We start from the raw sequence: 21,824 nt of genomic DNA, 5'->3' as shown, positions 1-21,824 counted from the left end.
CTGGGTGCAAGAGGGCTTTTGTGGCGAGGGAGCTTGCTCCCGCTGGGTGGCGAAGCCGCCCCAACCTCTGCAACCCGGTTCCGACAGAAAGAACGCATCAACGTGATTGCGGCTGCTGCGCAGCCGAGCGGGAGCAAGCTCCCTCGCCACAGGGATGTGTTTGCCACAAATCATCGTGGGGCATGCCGTCTATGATGTAGAACGGTTAGGATACCCGCCTGATTTTCCAGTCTTGCTATCGGAGTTGCCCATGAGCGCCGTCAATCGCGCAGCGGTGGAAGCCGTCCTTCGCCAATACACCGACCCTTACCTGAACCAAGACCCGGTCAGCGCCGGATGCGTGCGCAGCATCGATATCCAGGGTGATCGCGTCAGCGTCCAGCTGGAGCTGGGTTATGCCGCCGGTTTGTTCAAGAGCGGCTGGGCGCAATTGCTGCAACTGGCCATCGAAGGCCTGGACGGCGTGGTCACCGCGCGCGTCGAGATCACCAGCGTGATCGCCGCGCACAAGGCTCAGGCCCAGATTCCAGGCTTGGCCAACGTCAAGAACGTCGTGGCCGTGGCGTCCGGCAAGGGCGGTGTGGGCAAGTCCACCACGGCTGCCAACCTGGCCCTGGCGCTGGCCCGTGAAGGCGCCAAGGTCGGGATTCTCGACGCGGACATCTATGGCCCGAGTCAGGGCATCATGTTCGGCATCCCTGAAGGCACCCGACCACAGGTCAAGGATCAGAAGTGGTTCATTCCGATTGAGTCCCATGGCGTCGAAGTGATGTCCATGGCCTTCCTGACCGACGACAACACGCCGATGGTCTGGCGCGGGCCGATGGTGTCCGGCGCCCTGTTGCAACTGGTCACGCAAACAGCCTGGGGCGACCTGGATTATCTGGTTATCGACATGCCGCCAGGCACCGGCGATATCCAGTTGACCCTGGCGCAGAAAGTCCCGGTGGCCGGTGCGGTGATCGTGACCACCCCGCAGGATCTGGCATTGCTGGACGCGCGCAAGGGCGTGGAGATGTTCCGCAAGGTCAACATCCCGGTGCTGGGTGTGGTGGAAAACATGGCCGTGCACATCTGCTCCAACTGCGGGCATGCCGAGCATCTGTTCGGTGAGGGCGGCGGTGTGAAGCTGGCCAACCAGTACGGTGTCGAACTGTTGGCTTCATTGCCACTGTCGATGCTGATTCGCGAACAGGCCGATGGCGGCAAGCCAACGGTAATCGCCGAGCCGGACAGCCAGATTGCGATGGTTTACCAAGAGCTGGCCCGACATGTCGGCGCGCGGATTGTGTTGCAGGAAGCGGCAACGCCGGCGATGCCGAACATCACCGTCAGCGACGATTGATTGGGCAAGGGGCAAGCTTCGCTTTTGTGGCGAGGGAGCTTGCTCCCGCTGGGTGGCGAAGCCGCCCTAAAATAGCAACCGTGGTTTATCAGGTGAAACTCGGTTGACGGTTTTTACGACTGCTGCGCAGCCGAGCGGGAGCAAGCTCCCTCGCCACAGAGAACATGCTTGCCACAGGTTCGGTGCCAACCTTAAATCCGCAACCCGCCATCCAGCTCCAGAATCCGACCGGTGTAGTAGTCGTTCTCGAAAATGTAGGCCGCCGACTGGGCGATCTCTTCGGGTTTACCCATGCGCTTGAGCGGAATCCCGGAGGTCATTTTCTCCAGCGCTTCCGGCTTCATGCTCAGGGTCATCTCGGTTTCGATGAAGCCCGGTGCAATACCCGCCACGCGAATGCCGTAACGTGCCAGTTCCTTGGCCCAGGTCACGGTCGCCGCAGCGACACCGGCCTTGGCGGCGGAGTAGTTGGTCTGGCCAACGTTGCCAGCGCGCGAAATCGACGAGATATTGATGATCGCGCCGCTGTTATTCAGCTCCACCATTTTTGCCGCGACTTCACGGGTGCACAGGAACACACCGGTCAGATTGACGTCGATCACCGCCTGCCATTGGGCCAGGCTCATCTTGGTCATTTCGCCGTCCTTGACCTTCAGCAGCAGGCCGTCGCGCAGAATGCCGGCGTTGTTGATCAGGCCATGGATCGCACCGAAATCGTCAGCCACCTGGGCGGCCATGTGGGTCACTTGCTCTTCATCGGCGACGTTGCACAGGTAGGCGCGGGCCTCGACACCCTTGGCTTTGCACGCCGCGACGGTGGCGTCGAGTTTTTCCTGATTCAGGTCCACCAGCGCGAGCTTCGCGCCTTTGCCTGCGAGATACTCGGCCATGGAACGACCTAAACCCTGGCAACCGCCGGTGATAATGATTACTTTGTCAGTGAGTTGCATTCGCATAGCCCTATAGCAGATCGGAGTGGTTTTCCTTCCTAGAGGGCCTCTCGATCTGAGCCTGATATGGCTTGGCTGCACATGAGAACTGCCCCTATGGCGTGCTGAGACTTTATCCAGGCGCCTGTCCGTTTTTTTGACGGATTCTATATAAGGAGTCATAAATTGAGCGTTGTAGTGGCTAAGCATGCCCGAGAATTGCTTCTCAAGGAATACCGTGGAGTACTCTCGACGCACTCCAAAGCGATGCCCGGTTTTCCGTTTGGCTCCGTGGTTCCCTACTGCCTGGATGAGCAGGGCCGGCCGCTGATCCTTATCAGCCGCATCGCTCAGCACACGCATAATCTGCAGAAAGATCCGAAATGCTCGCTGCTGGTGGGTGAACGGGAGGCAGAAGACGTACAAGCCGTTGGTCGGTTGACTTACCTGGCCCAGGCGGAAAAGCTCAAGGACGCCGTAGCCATCGAAGCGGCGGCCGAGCGTTACTATCGTTATTTCCCCGATTCGCAGAACTATCACAAGGCCCATGATTTCGATTTCTGGGTACTCAACGAGGTACGTCACCGCTACATTGGCGGTTTCGGTGCAATCCACTGGATCGATCAGTTGACCCTCGCCAACCCGTTCGCTGGCAAAGCCGAAGTCAGCATGGTCGAGCACATGAACGCCGATCACGCCAAAGCCATCGCCCACTACGTCGAGCTGGCGGGCCTGCCGAAAACCGCCCCGGCTCAATTGACCGGCATCGACTCTGAAGGCATGCATCTGCGCATCGGTCAGGGACTTTATTGGTTACCGTTTCAAACGCCTTGTAATACGCCGACACAAGTCCGGGAAGCCTTGGTTTTCCTGGCTCACGCCGAGCATTGGCCGAAAAATGAAGTGGCCGACGCTTGAATTCACGAAACGGCGACGTCATCTAGGGAAGACTGGCAAGGCATTCTTGCGTTGAGGAACCATTTGATGCGCCCTTTTTTATTGCTCTTTGTACTGTTCCCGGTGTTGGAGCTGTTCGTATTCGTCAAGGTTAGCGGGGCGATCGGGTTTTTCCCGGCCCTGCTGCTGATCATTCTCGGCTCGATGCTCGGCGTGTTCGTGCTGCGTATCGCCGGTCTGGCAACTGCACTGCGCGCCCGTGAAAGCCTGAACCGCGGCGAGCTGCCGGCTCAGACCATGCTCGAAGGCCTGATGCTGGCCCTGGCTGGCGGCCTGTTGATCTTGCCGGGCTTCGTCACCGACGTGCTGGGTCTGATCATGTTGCTGCCGATCTCTCGTCGACTGCTGGCCAACAAAATGCGTCTGCGCGCCGAGGAACAAGCGATGCGTCAGCGTGCGTTCGCCGATGACCTTCAGCCACGGGGCGGTCCTGCTCCGCAGCAGCCACTGGGCCGTGAGCCCAATGTGATCGAAGGCGAGTTCGAACACCGCGATTCCAGGTAACACTTGCATCGACACGGCACCTTCGGGTGCCGTGTTCATTTTCAGGGCATTGAGATAAAAATTTTTCGCGCCCCGCCCTTGAAATAAGCTTGTGCGCCCTTATGTAACGGTCACCGCAAGGTTTCTGGCAATTGCGCCAGACAGACTTCCGCGGTTCGCTCGACGAACCGCACCCGGCGCCGCCGGATTTGTTAAACCCGCCGGGATTACACCGGCCGATGAAAACCACAATTAGGAGAGATCGACAATGAAGCTTCGTCCTCTGCATGACCGCGTCGTCGTCCGTCGCAGCGAAGAAGAAAAGAAAACCGCTGGCGGTATCGTCCTGCCAGGTTCGGCTGCTGAAAAGCCAAACCAGGGTGAAGTCCTCGCTGTAGGCCCAGGCAAAGCACTGGACAACGGTGAAGTGCGTGCGCTGGCCGTGAAAGTGGGTGACAAGGTTGTGTTCGGCCCTTACTCCGGCAGCAACACTGTGAAAGTTGACGGCGAAGACCTGCTGGTCATCGGCGAGAGCGAAATCCTCGCCGTTATCGAAGGCTGATTTCCCGCTCATTTTCCCGCTACTACAAAGTATTTAAGGAATATCGATCATGGCTGCTAAAGAAGTTAAATTCGGCGATTCCGCCCGCAAGAAAATGCTCGCCGGTGTCAACGTCCTGGCTGACGCAGTAAAAGCGACCCTGGGCCCTAAAGGCCGTAACGTGATCATCGAGAAGAGCTTCGGCGCACCGACCATCACCAAGGACGGCGTTTCCGTTGCCAAAGAAATCGAGCTGAAAGATCGCTTCGAAAACATGGGCGCGCAGCTGGTCAAAGACGTTGCCTCCCGTGCCAACGATGACGCAGGCGACGGCACCACCACCGCTACCGTTCTGGCTCAATCGATCGTCAACGAAGGCCTGAAAGCCGTCGCTGCCGGCATGAACCCGATGGACCTGAAGCGCGGTATCGACAAAGCGACCATCGCGATCGTCAAAGAGCTGAAAGCCCTGTCCAAGCCTTGCGCTGACACCAAGGCCATCGCTCAGGTCGGCACCATCTCGGCCAACTCCGACAGCTCCATCGGCGACATCATTGCCGAAGCCATGGAAAAAGTCGGTAAAGAAGGCGTGATCACCGTTGAAGAAGGCTCGGGCCTGGAAAACGAACTGTCGGTTGTTGAAGGCATGCAGTTCGACCGTGGCTACCTGTCCCCGTACTTCGTCAACAAGCCAGAGACCATGACTGCCGAGCTGGACGGTCCGCTGATCCTGCTGGTCGACAAAAAAATCTCGAACATCCGCGAAATGCTGCCAGTACTGGAAGCCGTTGCCAAAGCCGGCCGTCCACTGCTGATCGTTGCCGAAGACGTTGAAGGCGAAGCCCTGGCGACTCTGGTTGTGAACAACATGCGTGGCATCGTTAAAGTCGCAGCCGTCAAGGCTCCAGGCTTCGGCGACCGTCGCAAGGCCATGCTGCAGGACATCGCTGTTCTGACTGGCGGTACCGTTATCTCCGAAGAGATCGGTCTGAGCCTGGAAAGCACTACCCTGGAACACCTGGGTAATGCCAAGCGCGTGATCCTGTCCAAAGAAAACACCACCGTGATCGACGGTGCCGGCGTTGAGGCTGACATCCAGGCTCGCGTTCTGCAGATCCGTCAGCAAGTGGCTGATACTTCGTCCGACTACGACCGTGAAAAACTGCAAGAGCGTCTGGCCAAACTGTCCGGCGGCGTTGCAGTGATCAAGGTTGGCGCGGGTTCCGAAGTTGAAATGAAAGAGAAGAAAGCCCGCGTTGAAGACGCCCTGCACGCTACCCGTGCAGCCGTTGAAGAAGGCGTGGTACCTGGCGGCGGCGTGGCACTGGTTCGCGCTCTGCAGGCGATCTCCGAGCTGAAAGGCGACAACGATGACCAGAACGTTGGCATCCAGTTGCTGCGTCGCGCTGTTGAAGCGCCACTGCGTCAGATCGTTGCCAACTCCGGCGACGAGCCAAGCGTAGTCGTCGACAAGGTCAAGCAGGGTTCGGGTAACTACGGTTACAACGCTGCTACCGGCGAATACGGCGACATGATCGAAATGGGTATCCTGGACCCGGCTAAAGTGACTCGTTCGGCTCTGCAAGCGGCTTCGTCGATTGCCAGCCTGATGATCACCACCGAAGCCATGATCGCCGAGATCAAGGAAGACGGCCCAGCTGGCGGCAGCATGCCAGACATGGGCGGTATGGGCGGCATGGGCGGCATGATGTAAGCCAGCCTTACCCCGTACATAAAAACCCCGCCTGCGTTGAGCAGGCGGGGTTTTTTATTGCCTTCATTTTGGTAGGTCTGGAGACCGAGTCGCGCCCATCGCGGGCAAGCCACGCTCCCACAGTGGATTGCATTAAACCTGTAGGAGCGAGGCTTGCCCGCGAAGGTGTCCGCTCAGACGCTGACAGGTTCCGCGCTGGCTACTGGCTCAGCCTTGGACGCCGGTCGATAGAGGATGAAGTAATACGCCCCCAGACAAATCAGCCAGCAGAAAATCGCCGTCCATACGTTGTGTGAAAAGAAGTGCGCCCCCTGCATCATCCGGCTGATGGAGAACACCGAACCCAACGCGAAGGCGAAGACAAACGCCTTGCGCGCCAGACGCGGACGACGGTCGCGCAATACGAAGAACAGCGCAAACAAGGTGAAGCCAGTCGCTGCATGACCACCCGGCCAGCAGCGGCCCGGCTTGTCGGTGTGCGGGCGAGGGCTGAGCAGTTCGCTGTAGGTTTCGTGCCCGCCGAATTGCTCCAGGCTCCATGGGCATTGCACTGCGGTCACGGCTTTGACCGGAGTGACGAACGACGTTGCCAGCGCCAGAGACAACACCAGGCAACCCAGTTCACGCTTGAACGGTTTGAGCCGGTCCATGAAAAAGGAGCCAATGAAGCCCAGGATGGCGAACACCGAAAAGGCGATGACCACTTGCTTGGCCCGGTCATGCAGGATGTCTTCCAGGAAATAACTGTGCCGTCCGATGAACGCCCCGGCGACCGGGTCGTAGAACAGTCTGGCAAGGTCAATGTCCAGGGACGTCAGTTCGAGCAACAGCAGGGTGATCGCCGCAATGGCGGGTACTCCCAGGCATAGCCATACATTCAGTGGCCTGGAAGCGGGGCGGGCAGCGGTCGAAACCATGGCAAATCCTTGGTGAGTGAAATGTTCTGAAGAGCACAACCGCGGGAGTCTGAACACACTTCTGTCGTCAGCCCGTGAATCGATGGTGAAAAAGTTGTTAAGGCTGTCTCGGGCTTTTCTTCTCAAACTTACCCCTGCACGCCACCCTATCCCTGAGCCACACTTGGCCTTAAGCTGCGCGCCAAGACAGCCGTTGTGTACGAAGGAGGTGCCGATGCGAATTCTATTGGTTGAAGATAACCGCGATATCCTGGCCAATCTGGCCGATTATCTGGGGCTCAAGGGTTACACCGTGGATTGCGCGCAGGACGGTTTGTCGGGCCTGCACCTGGCTGCCACCGAGCATTACGACTTGATCGTGCTCGACATCATGCTGCCCGGCATCGACGGCTACACCCTGTGCAAACGCCTGCGCGAAGACGCCCGCCGCGACACACCAGTGATCATGCTCACCGCCCGCGATCAACTGGACGACCGTTTGCAAGGCTTCAAATCCGGTGCTGATGACTACCTGATCAAACCCTTTGCCCTCTCCGAACTGGCAGCGCGTATCGAAGCAGTCATGCGCCGAACCCAAGGGGGCGGTCGCCGGTCCTTGCAGGTCGGCGATCTGAGCTACGACCTCGATACGCTGGAAGTGACGCGCGAAGGCCGTCTGCTGAAACTCAACCCTGTGGGCCTGAAGTTGCTGGCCGTGTTGATGCAGAAAAGCCCCCATGTGTTACGCCGTGAGGTGCTCGAAGAGGCCTTGTGGGGGGATGACTGCCCGGACAGCGACAGCCTGCGCAGCCACGTCCATCAACTGCGCCAGGTGATCGACAAACCGTTTGCCAAGCCCTTGCTGCATACGGTGCATGGTGTCGGTTATCGCTTGGCCGAGGGCCGTGATGGAGTTTAAGCAGAGCCTTGCTCAACGGATCATCATCGCCTTTGCGTTGATGAGCGCACTGGTGGCGGGGGCCTTCGCCATCGGCATTATAGCGACCGTGCACCTGGTGGAAGAGAAACTGATCTCGGCAGGCCTGGGCGGCGATTTGCAACGTCTGTTGTTGATGGACAGTGTCGCGGACTGGAGCCACCGCCCCGAGCCGGATCAATTGTTCTATTTCAGCGGCGGGCCGGGCGACTTTGACTTGCCCAAGGATTTGCGGCATCTGGACTCGGGCTTTCATGAAGTCTTTCGCGAGCAGCTGTCGTATCACGCGATGGTCGAAATCGTTGACGGTCGGCGTTACGTGCTGCTGCAAGACCAGAGCGATTTCGAAGAGCGTGAGCGGGTGCTGTTTGCCGTGGTGCTGGTGGGCTTCGTGCTGAGTCTGGCACTGGCGGTGTTTCTCGGCTGGGTGCTGGCGCGCAAGGTGATGGCGCCGGTGGTGCGTCTGGCCCGTCAGGTGCGTCATCGGGATCAATTGCTGGGCCTGGCACCGCCACTGGCGCCGGACTATGCCGCCGATGAAGTGGGCGAACTGGCCGTAGCCTTCGACGCCACTCTCGGGCGCTTGCGTCAGGCGCTGACCCGCGAGCGATTGTTCACCAGTGACGTCAGCCATGAGCTGCGCACGCCGTTGATGGTGTTGGCCAGTTCCTGTGAGCTATTGCTGGAAAACCCTGGTATCGATCAGCGCGGTCGTGCCCAGGTCGAGCGAATTGCCCGTGCATGTGCCGAGATGCGCGAGCTGGTGCAAACCTTTCTGATGCTGGCGCGTGCTCAACATGAAGACGCCAGCATGGCTCCCCAGCAGACCCTGAGCCAGGTAGCCGACGGGCTGCTCAGCCAATGGCGCGAGCCAATCGAAGCCAAAGGCCTGACGCTGAACTTTGAGCCGGGCAATCCGCCGGACACTCGCTATAACGCGACCCTTCTGCATGCGGTAATGGGCAACCTGTTGCGTAATGCGCTGCATTACACCGAGCGTGGATTTATCCGTTTGGCCCTGACGGATACGGGGTTCATGGTCGAGGACAGTGGTGTGGGCATTCCCGAGGAAAAACGCGAGGCGATGTTCGAGCCTTTCGTGCGTGGCAACGAAAAACGCGGCGAAGGGCTGGGGCTGGGGCTGTCGCTGGTGCAGCGGATCTGCGAGAACCAGGGCTGGAGCGTCAGCCTGACGAACATGGAGCCCAACGGCTGCCGCTTTCAGGTGGTGTTGAGTCCGTCCCCGATTTGATCTGAGCTGATCGAAAAACCGAAAAGATCGCAGCCTTCGGCGCTGCCCACAGTCACGAAGGCGGCGATCCTGAATCAGGCCGTGTAAAACCCTGAAATAACTCTGGGTTTTACACGACAACTTTTTCACAAACGCACGACCTGATACTGACACCGCACTCTCTAAGATGGTGGTCATCAGAAGTTCAGGAGGCAGTGATGGCTGGTCCGATCCAAGCTCGATTATTTCGACTCCTTCTGGAACCTGAGCGATAAATGGTTAAAAAACGACGTGCCTCGCCACTCGTCGTTCAGCGATACAGACTGGGGAAAACTCGTCTATTTTTATCAAACGGCGTTTGGCAGCGCTATCAAAGGCTTATATTAATGAAACTCGAAATTGCACGAGGTTTGTTTTTAGCCGGAGCCTTGGCAGTTGCTTCATTGGCGGTGGCGGCCTGGGAGCAGCCTCGCACACAAGTCCTCAGCTCCGTTCACGGTGACGCGCATTGTCCGTTGCCCCGGGTTGCCAAGGCACCCGTGGCCAATCAACCCGATCATGACTTGTTACTGTTCATGTTCGGACTTTCTCAGGGACTGAGGCCACAGAGTTGAACAGATTGAAGCCCAAATAAAAGGCCTCGCAGATGCGAGGCCTTTTGCTTTTTGACGTCGATCGTTCCCACGCTCTGCGTGGGAATGCCTCTACGGACGCTCCGCGTTCGGCTTTGGATGGGACGCGGAGCGTCCCGGGCTGCATTCCCACGCAGAGCGTGGGAACGATCGTGTAGGAACTGCCGAAGGCTGCGATCTTTTGACGTCAAGGCTTGTCAGGCTTGGCCAGCAACGTGTAGATGCACGGCAACACGAACAACGTAAACAGCGTCCCGATCGACATCCCCGTCGCGATCACCGTGCCAATGTCGAACCGACTGACGGCACCCGCGCCCGTGGCAATGATCAACGGCACCATGCCGAACACCATCGCCGCCGTGGTCATCAATACTGGACGCAGGCGAATGGCCGCTGCTTCCTCCACCGCTTCACGAGGCGACAGGCCCTTCTCCTTGCGTAACTGGTTGGCGAATTCGACGATTAGAATCCCGTGCTTGCTGATCAACCCGATCAACGTCACCAACCCCACCTGGGTGTAGATGTTCATGCTCGACCAGCCGAGGAACAACGGTATCAATGCACCACAGATCGACAGCGGCACGGTCACCAGAATCACCAGCGGATCGCGGAAACTTTCGAACTGGGCCGCCAGCACCAGGAAGATGATCGCCAACGCCAGGGCAAAGGTGACCCACAGCGCGCTGCCTTCCTGAACGTATTGCCGTGACGCACCGGCATAGTCGACGGCGAATCCCGCCGGCGCTTCTTCCCGGGCGATCTGGCGCACGGTGTCGATGGCTTCACCCATGCTGACCAGCGGGACCCCGGAAAGAATGGCCGAATTGAGTTGCTGGAACTGGTTCAACTGGCGCGGCCGCGCCCGGTCGGTCACGGTGATCAGGGTCGACAGGGGCAACAACTCGCCCTTGGTGTTCTTGACGTAATAATGGTTCAGCCAGTCGGGATTATCCCGGAAGGGGCGTTCCACCTGCGCAATGACTTTGTAGCTGCGACCTTCGATGGTGAAGCGGTTGATCTCGGCCTCACCCAGCAACGTCGCGAGGGTGCCACCCAGGTCCTGCATCGACACACCCATCTGTGCAGCCTTGGCGCGATCGATATCCACCACGACTTCGGGTTTGTCGAAGGCCAGGTCGACGTCGACAAAGGCAAACTTGCCGGACTCCATCGCTCTTTTTTTCACCCGGTCCGTCACTTCCAGCAATGACTCATAGCTGTTGGCCGAGTTGATCACGAATTGAAACGGCAAACCTTCACCCGTGCCCGGCAGGGAAGGCAGGTTGAAGCCGAAAATTTGCAGGCCCGGAATGCTTGCCAGTTTGCCCTGGACCTCGGGCAGGATCTGCATCTGGGTCCGCTCGCGTTCGTTCCAGGGTTTGAGCAGGAAGCCGCCGATCCCCGATTGGACGCCATTGAAACCGTTGATCTGGAACGAGGAGTAGTACTCGGGGAACTCCTTGAAAATCGCGAGGAACTCGTCGGTGTAGGCGTTCAGGTAGTCGAGGTTGGCCGGTTGAGGGGCATTGGCCATCATGAAGATAACGCCCTGGTCTTCGTCCGGCGCCAGTTCCGACTGGGTGAATTTGAGCAGCACCGGAATCAGGCAGAGTACGATCACCGCGAACACCAGCACCACCGGCCGGGTGTTGAGGGTGCCATGAAGCACACTCTGGTAACGGCGCTTGAGGCCTTCGAAGATCACGTCCAGGCGATGGGCCAGGCCGGTAGGGTTTTCATCATGGCGCAGCAGCAGGGCACACATCATCGGCGACAGCGTTAGGGCAACAACGCCGGAAATCACCACCGCCCCGGCCAGGGTCAGGGCGAACTCCTTGAATAGCGCTCCCGTCAGGCCGGTCAGGAATCCGATCGGCGCATAGACCGCCGCCAGGGTAATGGTCATCGACACCACCGGCATGGCGATTTCCGCCGCGCCTTCAAGCGCGGCATCCAGCGGCGTCTTGCCTTCTTCGATGTGCCGGTGAATGTTTTCCACCACCACGATGGCGTCGTCCACCACCAGCCCGATGGCCAATACCATCGCCAGCAAGGTCAGCAGATTGATCGAGTAGCCCATCATCTGCATGAAGAACATCACGCCGATCATCGACAGCGGAATGGTGACCACCGGGATCACCACCGAGCGCAGGGCGCCGAGGAACAGGAACACCACCACAATCACGATCAGCACCGCTTCGAACAGGGTTTTCACCACTTCGTCGATGGAGGCCTGAATGAACAGGGTGGCGTCGTAGGCGATTTCACCTTTCAGGTTCGGCGGCAGCTGGGCTTCCAGCTCCGGCATGATCTTGCGCACTTCCCTGATCACGTCCAGCGGGTTGGCGCCGGGCGTGGCCTTGATGCCGATGTACACCGAAGGCGTGCCGCCGAAGGAGCTGACAGAATTGTAGTTCTCCGCGCCCATCTCGACCCGCGCCACGTCCCGCAGCAGTACGCGACTGTCGCCCTCGACCTTGAGCGGAATCGTCCCAAAGGCTTCGGCGGATTTGAGTTCGGTGTTGGCGTTGATGCTGGTGACCACGTACTCGCCTTTCACTTCGCCGGCGGCGGAGAGGAAGTTGTACTGGCGCACGGCGTTGGTCACGTCGCTGGCGCTCAGGCCGAAACCGGCGAGTTTCACCGGGTCCAGCCACAGGCGCATGGCGAACACCTGATTGCCGAGAATCTCGGCTTCGGCCATGCCCGGCAAGGTCGCCAGTTTCGGCTGGATCACCCGTGACAGGTAATCGGTGATCTGCGGATTGCTCAGCTCCTTGCTGAAGAAGCTGATGTACATCAGCGCCGAGGCGTCGGCGGCTTCCTTGCTCAGCACCGGGTCTTCGGCGTCCTGGGGCAGCTGGTTCTTGACCTCGTTGGCCTTGGCCAGCAGCTCGGTGAACAGGCGGTCGCTGTTGGAACCGATGCGCGCGTAGATCGAGATCACCGAGAAGTTCTGGCGACTGACCGAGGTCATGTAGTCGATGCCCTCGGCACTGGCCAGGCTCTGCTGCATCGGTTGGGTAATGTAACCCTGGATGGTTTCGGCGTTGGCCCCGGGGTAAGCGGTGGTCACCGTGATCAGCGCGTTTTCCATTTGCGGGTACTGGCGTAGCGGCAACTTGCTCCAGGCCTGGAAGCCCAGCAGCACAATCAACAGGCTGACCACAGTGGCGAGCACCGGGCGGCGGATGAACGGGTCGGTAAAAGCCATGGGGATTCCTTGATCAGTCAGCGCGCGGCTGACTGCTCTTCTCGGCTAGGGTCTTGTCGTCGCTGATGGCAATGTGCGCGCCGTGGTCCAGTTTGATCTGGCCCCCCGTGACCACTTTTTCGCCGTTCTGCACGCCTTTGGTGATCATGACCATTCCATCGCGACGCTCGCCGGTTTCGATAAAGCGCCGCTCGGCGATCAGAATCGGCTCGCCCTTGTCATCTTTTTCGAGGCTGCCGTCTTCGGCCTTTTTCTGCGCGACGACGTACAGCGAATTGCCATAAAGGGTGTAGGTGATCGCGCTTTCCGGCACGACGATGCGTGGCTGCGGATCAGGCAACATTACCTGCAGGCTGGCGAACATCCCCGGCAGCAGTTTGTCATCGGGGTTGGCCAGGGTTGCGCGCACCAGCACGTTGCGGGTGCTGCTCTCGACCTTCGGGTTGATTGCACTGATGGTGCCGGGGAAACTCTCTGTCGGATAGGCCGAGACAATGATTTGTACCGGTTGGCCGAGGGCGATTTTCGGCACCGATTGTTCGGGCACGAAGAAGTCGACGTAGAGGCTGCTGATGTCTTGCAGGGTGGCGATCATCGTGCCGCTGGCCACGTAGTCGCCGACGTCTACCTGACGAATGCCGATGGTCCCGCTGAACGGGGCGAGGATGCGCCTTCTCTCCAGGGCCGCCTTGAGCTGATTGACCGTGGCCCGGCTCTTTTGCAACACCGCCGAGAGTCGGTCGAACTCGCCTTTGGAAATGGCCTGGCTGCCCACCAATTGGCTGCCGCGACCATAATCCAGTTGCGCCAGTCCCAGGTCTGCTTGAGCAGTTGCCAGCAGGGCAGTTTCAACGGAGGTCTCGAGTTGCAGGATCGGTTGGCCGGCCTTGACCTTCTGTCCCGACTCGAACTGCACTTCCTTGACGGTGCCGGCGATCTCCAGGCTCAGGTCGACCCCTTGCAGCGCCGTGAGGGTGCCAACCGTAGGCAAACGGCTTTGCCACGGACGTTCGGTGGCGGTGGCCACCGCGACACTTATCGGCGGTTTCGGCGCGGAGAAACCCTGCATCATCGTATAGATGGAGAAGGCTTTGTAACCGGCCAGGACCAGCACGATTAGCAGAACAACACCCAACATGATCAGCATGCGGCGACGCAGCATATTTCCAGTTCCTTGGAGAAAATCAGGTGGTACAGGCGGGAACATTACTCCGAGTGTGAGGGGGATTCCAACTGCCACTTTTTACAGACGAGAATGCAGTGCGGCGAACACAAAAGCTGTGGCGAGGGAGCTTGCTCCCGCTGGACTGCGTAGCAGTCCCATTTTTTAGGGCCGCTGCGCAGCCCAGCGGGAGCAAGCTCCCTCGCCACAAGGTAAACCCAACACTGGGGAGGTGGCCTCAGATGAGATGCAGATGGTTGTCCCAGAGCCCGGCAGGCAGCTCCAGAGGTTTTGCAACAAGGGTTGTCTGACGGCAATCGTAGTACCGGCATCGTCCTTGACCGGAGGTCACGACAAAACCATCGGCCACGGCCCCGACGCCAGCGCAGTCGGGAAGTGGCGCATCCAGGCATACTTCACCGCTGTCCAGGTCCCAGATAAAAAAGCGGTTGCCCCGCGGCGCGGTCAGGGCGACCAGACGCAGTTCGCTGTGTACGGCGACGCTGGCGGTGTAATGCCCCATGGCTTGCAACTGATGCTCGGGCACCGGGAACGCCACGAACGGTTGGCCGGGACGCTTGATCGCCAGCAGCTCCGATGACTCGTGGGCAGCGCCCATGAACTGCTGGCCGGCGACGATGGTACCGTCGCTGGCGACGCCCAGATGCCGCACGCTGTTCATCTGCTGGGCCAGTGTTTCCTTGCTCAACAAAGTGCCATCGCGCTGCATCAACACCAGGCTCGGTTCCATCGCGTTGAGGTTCATCTCGACCCGGCTTTCGGCTTCGGTGCGAATGCCGCCGTTGGCCACAATCAGCGTCTCGCCATCGGGCATCCACGACACCTGATGCGGGCCGACACCGTGGGTGGAAAGCTCGCCGCTGTGCACCAGCCGCTCACCTTCGAACTTATACACACCGAGCAGGCCACGGCCCGGATCGGAGGTGTCGTTCTCGGTGGCATACAACCAGTCGCCACTCTGGTGAATCACTGCGTGACCGTAGAAGTGCCGGTTCGGCTGCGAGACCACGGTTTGCAGCAACGTGCCGTCGCGCAGGTCGATCAGGTAACTCTCGGTCCCCGGACGCCGAGCGACGAATAGCGCTATCGGCAGCGTCGGATGGTTGATGATGTCGTGGCAACGCTGGCCGACCTGGGTGGCAAACACCCGGGTGCCGTCCAGCCGATAACCGACGGCGTAGTGCTTGCCGTCACCATCGTCGCGCGCCGAGAGCAGCAGCGGGCTTTGGTCTTTTTGCTTGAACAGCGTCCAGCCGCCCAGTGTCACCGCACCCAGCAGCAAACTCCCTAACGTCAGAGCCTGGCGTCGCAGCATGGCACTTGCCCTCATCAGTCACCGTCGTTGGCGTTGAAGCCCAGTTGGATGCCCAGCGCCTTGGCCAACTCGCCTTCGTGCAGACGATGGACAACGTTGAGGCTGTCGTAGATCGCGTTGAGCTGCTGGCGCCCGGCATCGTCAGTGAGCATGTCGGTCAGCGAGCGCTGATTGCTGGCGAGCAGTTTCAGGGACGCTGCGTAGGCCGCGTCGATCTTGTCAGCCAAGGTTTTCTGCTCGCTCGGCAACAGACCGCGCAGGCCTTTGTTGTCGACACCGACCCAGACGGTTTGCGCCGCGCTCAGGCTCGCTTCCAGGCTTTTCAGCGACGATTGGCTACGCCACGCATCGGCCTGGAACGGCTGTGGCGTGCCTTTGCTCTGACGGCCCATCGGCGTGCCGAGTTTTTTCTTCAGGGTGTCCAGCGCCGTCACTTGCACGCGCAGCAGATCGGCGATGGCTTCGTGGGAATCGGCGTAGCGCTGGTTCGGGAATTTGCTCATCTGCGCGAGCATGCCGTCGTTGGTATTCCAGCGCGACAGGATCTCTTCGGCCAGTTGCTTCTGGCGTTCGCCAATGGCGGTCAGCAGCGGGCAGTATTTGGCTTTCTGCGCGCTGTCGGCCATGTCGACTTTGCTGTCGAACAGGATGTATTCATAGGCCGAGAGCCCCTGAACCACAACGCTGGACTTGGCCAGGGCGGCGGCATCGATCTGCGGTTGCGCGGTGACCAGTTGCTCGACCTGACGGCCCACGAGGTTTTTCTTGTCCGGCCAGAACTGCACCTGCCACGAACGGTTGCCTTCGGCCAACGGCCCGATCAGCAGCGGTTGCAACTCGGCCCAGGCTTTCTGCGCGTGCAGGAAGTCGGCGCGGGCGGTTTCGAGGTTTTCCTTGCCTTGGCAGAAGGCCAGGGCGCTGACCGCCAGTTGCCGGTCGGCTTCGACCCAGCGGCTGTAGGTCGGCAGGATGACTTGCTTGGCGATGGCCGCCGATGTGACCGCTTGCGGATCCTGGGGCGAACAGGCACCCAGGGCGAGGGCGGCAAGGCTGGTGAACAACAATTTGGGACGGAACATGTCGGGCTCCCGCTGAAGGAAAACGTATTAAAGGGAATTCAAAAACGCCAGCAACGCCGCGCGCTGCTCGGCATTGAAAGACAAAACCTGTTGCTGCGCCGCTTTTGCCTCGCCGCCATGCCAGAGCACGGCTTCGAGCACGTTACGGGCGCGGCCGTCATGCAAAAACTGGGTGTGGCCGCTGACCGCCTGCGTCAGGCCGATGCCCCACAACGGCGGGGTGCGCCAGTCGCGGCCGCTGGCCTGGAATTCGCTGCGGTTGTCGGCCAGGCCGTCGCCCATGTCATGCAGCAGCAGGTCGCTGTAAGGGCGAATCACTTGATTGGCCAATTCAGGTTCCGCGGCGTTGGCGGCGGTGGTGTATTTCGGGGTATGGCAGGACTGGCATCCCGCCTGGAAAAACAGATTCTTGCCGGCCAGCACTTGCGGCGCGCCGACATCGCGACGGGCCGGCACCGCGAGATTACGGCTGTAGAACAGCACCAGCCGCAGAATGTTGTCACTGACTTCCGGCTCGCCATCCGGGCCATTGCCGTTGGGTGCCTGCTTGCAAGCAGTTTGCGCGTCGGTGCAGTCATCAACGGTTCTCAGGCTGGTCGTGAGGCCCATATCACCAGAGAACGCGTGAACGTTTTGTTGATTGAGGTTCGGTTGCCCGGCCTTCCAGCCAAATCGCCCGAGGACGGTTTTCTGCTGCGCGTCGTCCCAGACCCGGTTCGGTCGTCCGGCGATGCCGTTCTTCTCTCGCGCCTGAGCCTCGGCGTTAGCCAGAATGGCCTCGTCGGGGATCGCTTCAAGCAAGCCCAGGCCAATCATCGGCGGTGCGATGCGCGCCGAGAAACGCGTATCGGGGTGCATCGGGCCATAGCCGAGTTGAGTGATCTGCAGGGTCGGCTTGCGCAACTCGACTTCGCTGCCGTCCTTGAAACGCACCGGGACCGGCGTGTAATCGACGCGCACCTTGCCTTCCGGGACGACGCCGGGCACCGACATGTCCTGGAACTGCCCGCCGTAGACCGGCTCCGGCACCACGCCCAATTGTTCGATGACTTTGGCGTAGGCCGGCGCATCAGGGATCGACAGACGCACCAGCATCGACACCGCGTTCGGCGCATCGGGTGCGGGCGGGTGACCGCGCCCGTCTTTGATGTGGCAGTTCTGGCAGGCATTGGTATTGAACAACGGGCCAAGGCCATCGCGGGCGGTGGTGGTCGATGGGGCAATCACCCAAGGGCTGCGAAAGAAACTGTTGCCGACGCTGAAATCGACGCGCCGTGACGGCGGCAGATTGGCGGACGGCAGGGAGAATGCGTTCTGATCGGTCTTGCGCACCGTCGCACTGCCGCCGGAGCGGGCTTCACCGGGTTCGGCCTGGGTAAAACGCGGGGCGTCATCGCAGGCACTCAGGCCCAGGGCCAGCAACAGTGCGGACAAGCGAAGAGGCAGCGAGGGCATCGGACATCCTGCAAGACGAGCAAAACAAGGGCGCAAAGTCTAACAGGGCAGGGGAGTTTGAATAAGAGGAATTATCGTTTGGTTGATCTGAGGCAGGGTTTGACTTGAGGCCGTCAGCATCCACCCAAAAACAGGCATGAAAAAGGCGACCCGAAAGTCGCCTTTTTCACTCAGCCAGCGTTGATCAGAACTCGTGATCAGCGTTGTCCGGGTTCAGGTCGCTGATGCCCAGTTTGCCGGCGGCCGCTTCGATCGAACCGGTCTGCTTGACCAGCGAGGCGATGGCGTCGCGCACGATCTGGTTGCCAGCGGTGTTGCCGGCAGCGATCAGTTGGTCGTAGTGCTCACCCTTGTTGGCGTGATCGACCATGATCTGAAGCTTGGCTTCGGTCGCAGCCAGGTCGGCTTTCAGCGCGGTATCGGCTGCCGGGTCGGCTTTGGCGACCAGCGACGACAGGCTGGCGCCGGTCATTTTGCTGCCATCGACGCGGGTGTATTCGCCCAGGTACACGTTACGCACGCCTTTGGCATCGTAGAAGTGCGAGTTGTGGGTGTTGTCGCTGAAGCAATCCTGTTCGTCTTCCGGGGAGTTGGCTTCCAGGGAAACCTTCATGCGCTCGCCCGCCAGTTCGCCCAAGGACAGGCTGCCCATGCCGAACAGCATTTTGCGCAGGCCGGTTTCAGCGGGTTCCGCTTCCAGGGTGGCGCGGTAGTTGTCGGCCACGTTCGGCTTCCAGTTACCGACCATTTCTTGCAGGTCGTTGACCAGCAGTTGGGTCACGGACTTCAGGTAAGCGCGACGACGATCGTTGTGACCGCCGGTAGCGCCTTTGCCTTCCAGGTAATCGGTAGCCGGGCGGTTGCCGGCGCCAGGGCCGGTGCCGTTCAGGTCCTGGCCCCAGAGCAGGAATTCGATGGCGTGGTAGCCGGTGGCGACGTTGGCCTCGGAACCACCCAGCTCGTTCAGGCTGGCGAGTTTTTCCGGGGTGATGTCTTTCACGTCGACCTTGTCTTCGCCGACCTGAACTTTAGTGTTGGCGATGATGTTGGCGGTGGCGCCCGGGTTACCCAGTGCGTGTTCGTAGGATTTGTCGACGTAGTCGATCAGGCCTTCGTCCAGTGGCCAGGCGTTCACCTGACCTTCCCAGTCGTCGATGATGGTGTTGCCGAAGCGGAACACTTCGCTCTGCAGGTAAGGCACGCGGGCCGCGACCCAGGCAGCCTTGGCGGCTTTCAGGGTGTCGGCGTTCGGCTTGGCGAGGAATGCGTCGACGGCGGTTTGCAGGGTTTTCGCGGTGGATTCGGCATCGCTATAAACGGCGAAGACGATGTCGGCGTAGTGCGCGACCACAGCCTTGGCGGCGGCTTCATCGACTTTACCGGTAGCAGCAGGCGCAGCCGGGGCAGCGGTGCTGGCGGCCGGGGTCGGCGCTTGTGGAGCGGCAGCCTTGTCTTTGCCTTCGCCGCAACCGGCGAGGGAAATAGCGATGGCCAGCAGACTGGCGGTGGCCAGAGGCATACGAATCATGGCGAACATCCTGCTTCGGTGATTGATGGACGCGCGAGGGGCGCGCAAAACTGCGACATAATGCAAATCTTTCGCATTATGTGTAAAGGGTTGTGCTTGTAAATATTTCTTATTCGCGCGGCTGAGTGCCAGGAACATGATCTATAGCAGCTGGCGCGGCCCTGTGGCGAGGGAGCTTGCTCCCGCTGGACGGCGAAGCTGTCCCAAATTCTGCAACCCGGTTCTGCCAGAAGTATCGCGTCAACCTGATTGCGACTGCTGCGCAGCCGAGCGGGAGCAAGCTCCCTCGCCACAGGGTTTTTCCACTGTTTCAGAGAATGACTGCATTACTGCGTTGGGCTTGCTTGAGATAGGCGCTCAACTCCCGTGCCGGCAGCGGTTTGCTGTAGTGATAGCCCTGACCTTCATGGCAGCCTTCGGAGATGATGTAGGCCTCTTGCTCGGCGGTTTCCACGCCTTCGGCGATCACCTGCATGCCCAGGCTCTTGCCCAGCTGGATGATGGCGCGAACGATGGTCGCGTCGTCGTCGTCATCGAGCAGGTCCTGAACGAAGCTCTTGTCGATCTTGATTTTGTCCAGCGGCAGGCTTTTCAAATAGCTCAGTGATGAATAACCGGTGCCGAAGTCGTCGATGGCGATCAGCGCGCCGGAGCGACGCAGGCTCAACAAGTGCTGGGCGGCGGTGCTGATGTCTTCCATCAGGCCGGTTTCGGTGACTTCCAGCTCCAGGCTGCGCGGTGGCAGGCGGTACATCTGCAGCAGGTTGTTGACCACTCGCGGCAACTCGGCGTGGTGCAATTGCACGGTGGACAGGTTCACCGCCATGCGCAGGTCGAAACCCTGATCGTGCCATTCGCGCAATTGTTTGCAGGCCTGATCCAGCACCCATTCGCCGATGGCGATGATGGTGCCGTTCTGCTCGGCCAGCGGGATAAACAGGTCCGGCGGCACCAGCCCGTGTTCGGGATGCTGCCAGCGAATCAACGCCTCGACACCCACCACGCTATGATCGCGGTAGCTGATCTGCGGTTGATAAACGAGGTAGAACTGGTCGCGGATCAAGGCATCGCGCAGGTCTTTTTCCAGCTCGCGGCGCCGACGCATTTCCGTGTCGACGCTGGCGATATAGAACTGATAACGGTTGCGCGAGCGAGTCTTGGCCAGGGTCATGGTCTGCTCGGCTTTTTGCAGCAACTTCTCGGTGCTGTCACCGTCCTCGGGGAACAGGGTGATGCCGATGGTGGCGCGCAGGCGGATTTCCTGATGATCGAGGGCGAACGCCGCTTCCAGATCATCAAGAATGCTTTGGGCCAGTTCGGCTGCTTCATAGGGTTGTTCGATGTCGGCCTGGACCAGTGCAAACTGGTCGCCACCCAAACGGGCGAGCGCGCCGAGGCGGCCGCTGTGGGCTCGCAGGCGATCGGCCAGGGCCAGCAGCAATTGGTCGCCGGCCTGATAGCTGAACTGTTCGTTGATGCCCTTGAAATCATCGAGCCCGACACACAGCACCGCGACCCGGCGCTGCAATTTGCCGGCGTCGACGAGGATTTTGTCCAGTTGTTGCTGCAATTGCTGGCGATTCGGCAAACCGGTGAGGAAGTCGTACTGGGCCATGCGCAGCAGGCTGTTTTCCGCTTCGTGGCGCAGGTGAGTGTTGCGCTCGATGGATTCGAGCAACTGGTTGGCGGTGTTGATCCAGATGCCCAACTCGTTTCTCTCATGACCCTTGAGCTGCGGAATCTTGTGGGCGCTGGGCCGGTCCGGGTTGATTTCGGTCAGGTGCTCGATAATCCGCGACAGCGGTTTGGTCAGCAACCAGTGATAGACCAGATACAGCACCAGGGCCATGGCCATGGCGCGCAATACACCAGAGATGAAGATGATCACCGAGCTGACAATGAAGCCCTTGCCGTAGGTGGCTGTGTCGAGGGTAATGCTCAGGTCGCCGTAGTACTCGCTGTAGGGCCCGCGGCCCACCAGTTGGGTGGTGAAGGTGCGTTCGTTGCCGAGGATCAGGTCAGTCAGCCAGCGGCTGTTGGAGTGCTGCAGTTCACGGGTTTTTTGCGCAAGCATGGCTTCGTTAGGATGGCCGATGGAGGCCATGCGCACGGCGTCGTCCTGAAACAGGCCTTCGATCACCTGCATGCCCATTTCCCGGTCCAGGCTGTAGACGGCCTGGGTCGAGGGGTCGCGGAACATGTCGAGGATGCGCTGGGCATCGCTGGCTACGGCCTGACGTGTTTTATAGGCATCGAAAACGATCTGCGCGCAGCTCAAGACCACGCCGACGATCAATGCCGACAGGAGCACGACCCGGAGCAACTTCACCGACAAGCTGTTCTTGAGTTCCAGCTTCAAAGGGTTATTCCTTGTTCCGTGCGGGT

Annotated in this window: 17 protein-coding genes; 8 read left to right on the top strand and 9 right to left on the bottom strand. The window is 60.0% G+C overall.

Annotation, left to right across the window (positions count from 1 at the left end):
* Positions 1–250 precede the first annotated feature (250 nt).
* Entirely contained in the window at positions 251–1,345 is a 1,095-nt protein-coding gene (apbC, locus tag AB3226_RS08465) for an iron-sulfur cluster carrier protein ApbC (protein ID WP_019581546.1), read from the top strand.
* 191 nt (positions 1,346–1,536) lie between these two features.
* On the opposite strand, the gene AB3226_RS08460 is transcribed toward apbC, so the two are convergent.
* Positions 1,537–2,295 carry an SDR family oxidoreductase gene (locus AB3226_RS08460; RefSeq protein WP_367372748.1) on the bottom strand — a complete coding sequence of 253 codons (759 nt, stop codon included), beginning with the start codon at positions 2,293–2,295 and terminating at the stop codon, positions 1,537–1,539.
* A gap of 165 nt (positions 2,296–2,460) precedes the next feature.
* Between AB3226_RS08460 and AB3226_RS08455 the strand changes: the two genes are divergently transcribed.
* The 4 genes from AB3226_RS08455 (at position 2,461) to groL (ending at position 5,969) form a co-directional block, all read left to right on the top strand.
* Positions 2,461–3,192, top strand: coding sequence for a HugZ family protein (locus AB3226_RS08455; RefSeq protein ID WP_367372747.1), 732 nt, complete (start codon positions 2,461–2,463; stop codon positions 3,190–3,192).
* A gap of 66 nt (positions 3,193–3,258) precedes the next feature.
* Positions 3,259–3,735, top strand: coding sequence for an FxsA family protein (locus AB3226_RS08450; protein ID WP_367372746.1), 477 nt, complete (start codon positions 3,259–3,261; stop codon positions 3,733–3,735).
* 247 nt (positions 3,736–3,982) lie between these two features.
* Positions 3,983–4,276, top strand: coding sequence for a co-chaperone GroES (locus AB3226_RS08445; RefSeq protein ID WP_007898444.1), 294 nt, complete (start codon positions 3,983–3,985; stop codon positions 4,274–4,276).
* A gap of 49 nt (positions 4,277–4,325) precedes the next feature.
* Positions 4,326–5,969: a chaperonin GroEL gene (groL, locus tag AB3226_RS08440; RefSeq protein WP_367372745.1), complete on the top strand. Its 1,644-nt coding sequence runs from the start codon at positions 4,326–4,328 to the stop codon at positions 5,967–5,969.
* 173 nt (positions 5,970–6,142) lie between these two features.
* Here groL and AB3226_RS08435 read toward each other — a convergent pair whose 3' ends face one another.
* Positions 6,143–6,886, bottom strand: coding sequence for a phosphatase PAP2 family protein (locus tag AB3226_RS08435; RefSeq protein ID WP_367372744.1), 744 nt, complete (start codon positions 6,884–6,886; stop codon positions 6,143–6,145).
* Positions 6,887–7,100: 214 nt separating this feature from the next.
* On the opposite strand from AB3226_RS08435, the gene colR reads away from it, so the two are divergent.
* The 3 genes from colR (at position 7,101) to AB3226_RS08420 (ending at position 9,647) form a co-directional block, all read left to right on the top strand.
* Positions 7,101–7,784, top strand: coding sequence for a two-component system response regulator ColR (gene colR, locus AB3226_RS08430; protein ID WP_123358022.1), 684 nt, complete (start codon positions 7,101–7,103; stop codon positions 7,782–7,784).
* Entirely contained in the window at positions 7,774–9,054 is a 1,281-nt protein-coding gene (locus AB3226_RS08425) for a sensor histidine kinase (protein WP_367372743.1), read from the top strand. The genes colR and AB3226_RS08425 overlap by 11 nt, the downstream gene beginning before the upstream one ends.
* 365 nt (positions 9,055–9,419) lie before the next feature.
* A complete protein-coding gene (locus tag AB3226_RS08420; RefSeq protein WP_367372742.1) occupies positions 9,420–9,647 on the top strand; it encodes a hypothetical protein in 228 nt (75 codons plus the stop codon).
* 205 nt (positions 9,648–9,852) lie between these two features.
* Here the strand turns inward: AB3226_RS08420 and AB3226_RS08415 are convergent, their stop codons facing one another.
* The 7 genes from AB3226_RS08415 to AB3226_RS08385 all read right to left on the bottom strand — a co-directional run bounded on the left by AB3226_RS08415 (position 9,853) and on the right by AB3226_RS08385 (position 21,798).
* Positions 9,853–12,879, bottom strand: a complete 3,027-nt coding sequence (locus AB3226_RS08415) for a multidrug efflux RND transporter permease subunit (protein ID WP_367372741.1) — start codon at positions 12,877–12,879, stop codon at positions 9,853–9,855.
* Between the two features lie 13 nt (positions 12,880–12,892).
* Complete coding sequence (locus AB3226_RS08410; RefSeq protein WP_367372740.1) at positions 12,893–14,041, bottom strand: efflux RND transporter periplasmic adaptor subunit; 1,149 nt, start codon at positions 14,039–14,041, stop codon at positions 12,893–12,895.
* Between the two features lie 238 nt (positions 14,042–14,279).
* On the bottom strand, positions 14,280–15,377 hold the full coding sequence (locus AB3226_RS08405; protein WP_367372739.1) for a DUF1513 domain-containing protein: 1,098 nt from the start codon (positions 15,375–15,377) through the stop codon (positions 14,280–14,282).
* 14 nt (positions 15,378–15,391) lie between these two features.
* Positions 15,392–16,456, bottom strand: coding sequence for an imelysin family protein (locus tag AB3226_RS08400; RefSeq protein WP_367372738.1), 1,065 nt, complete (start codon positions 16,454–16,456; stop codon positions 15,392–15,394).
* A gap of 27 nt (positions 16,457–16,483) precedes the next feature.
* Positions 16,484–17,911 (bottom strand): di-heme oxidoredictase family protein, encoded by a 1,428-nt coding sequence (locus AB3226_RS08395; RefSeq protein WP_367372737.1) that lies wholly within the window; start codon positions 17,909–17,911, stop codon positions 16,484–16,486.
* 184 nt (positions 17,912–18,095) lie between these two features.
* Positions 18,096–19,439 (bottom strand): imelysin family protein, encoded by a 1,344-nt coding sequence (locus tag AB3226_RS08390; protein ID WP_367372736.1) that lies wholly within the window; start codon positions 19,437–19,439, stop codon positions 18,096–18,098.
* Between the two features lie 310 nt (positions 19,440–19,749).
* Complete coding sequence (locus tag AB3226_RS08385; RefSeq protein ID WP_367372735.1) at positions 19,750–21,798, bottom strand: putative bifunctional diguanylate cyclase/phosphodiesterase; 2,049 nt, start codon at positions 21,796–21,798, stop codon at positions 19,750–19,752.
* Between the last annotated feature and the right edge of the window lie 26 nt (positions 21,799–21,824).

This window comes from Pseudomonas lini, assembly GCF_964063345.1.
GTDB lineage: Bacteria > Pseudomonadota > Gammaproteobacteria > Pseudomonadales > Pseudomonadaceae > Aquipseudomonas > Aquipseudomonas lini_B.
The sequence above is the reverse complement of the archived record's forward strand: the minus strand, read 5'-3'. Positions and strand labels throughout refer to the sequence as shown.

Coding starts and splice junctions, on each gene's coding strand:
- AB3226_RS08425 (WP_367372743.1), top strand. CDS start 7,774: ATGGAGTTTAAGCAGAGCCTTGCTCAACGGATCATCATCGCCTTTGCG.
- colR (WP_123358022.1), top strand. CDS start 7,101: ATGCGAATTCTATTGGTTGAAGATAACCGCGATATCCTGGCCAATCTG.
- apbC (WP_019581546.1), top strand. CDS start 251: ATGAGCGCCGTCAATCGCGCAGCGGTGGAAGCCGTCCTTCGCCAATAC.
- AB3226_RS08395 (WP_367372737.1), bottom strand. CDS start 17,911: ATGCCCTCGCTGCCTCTTCGCTTGTCCGCACTGTTGCTGGCCCTGGGC.
- AB3226_RS08420 (WP_367372742.1), top strand. CDS start 9,420: ATGAAACTCGAAATTGCACGAGGTTTGTTTTTAGCCGGAGCCTTGGCA.
- AB3226_RS08390 (WP_367372736.1), bottom strand. CDS start 19,439: ATGATTCGTATGCCTCTGGCCACCGCCAGTCTGCTGGCCATCGCTATT.
- AB3226_RS08410 (WP_367372740.1), bottom strand. CDS start 14,041: ATGCTGCGTCGCCGCATGCTGATCATGTTGGGTGTTGTTCTGCTAATC.
- groL (WP_367372745.1), top strand. CDS start 4,326: ATGGCTGCTAAAGAAGTTAAATTCGGCGATTCCGCCCGCAAGAAAATG.
- AB3226_RS08450 (WP_367372746.1), top strand. CDS start 3,259: ATGCGCCCTTTTTTATTGCTCTTTGTACTGTTCCCGGTGTTGGAGCTG.
- AB3226_RS08460 (WP_367372748.1), bottom strand. CDS start 2,295: ATGCAACTCACTGACAAAGTAATCATTATCACCGGCGGTTGCCAGGGT.
- AB3226_RS08435 (WP_367372744.1), bottom strand. CDS start 6,886: ATGGTTTCGACCGCTGCCCGCCCCGCTTCCAGGCCACTGAATGTATGG.
- AB3226_RS08415 (WP_367372741.1), bottom strand. CDS start 12,879: ATGGCTTTTACCGACCCGTTCATCCGCCGCCCGGTGCTCGCCACTGTG.
- AB3226_RS08445 (WP_007898444.1), top strand. CDS start 3,983: ATGAAGCTTCGTCCTCTGCATGACCGCGTCGTCGTCCGTCGCAGCGAA.
- AB3226_RS08400 (WP_367372738.1), bottom strand. CDS start 16,456: ATGTTCCGTCCCAAATTGTTGTTCACCAGCCTTGCCGCCCTCGCCCTG.
- AB3226_RS08405 (WP_367372739.1), bottom strand. CDS start 15,377: ATGCTGCGACGCCAGGCTCTGACGTTAGGGAGTTTGCTGCTGGGTGCG.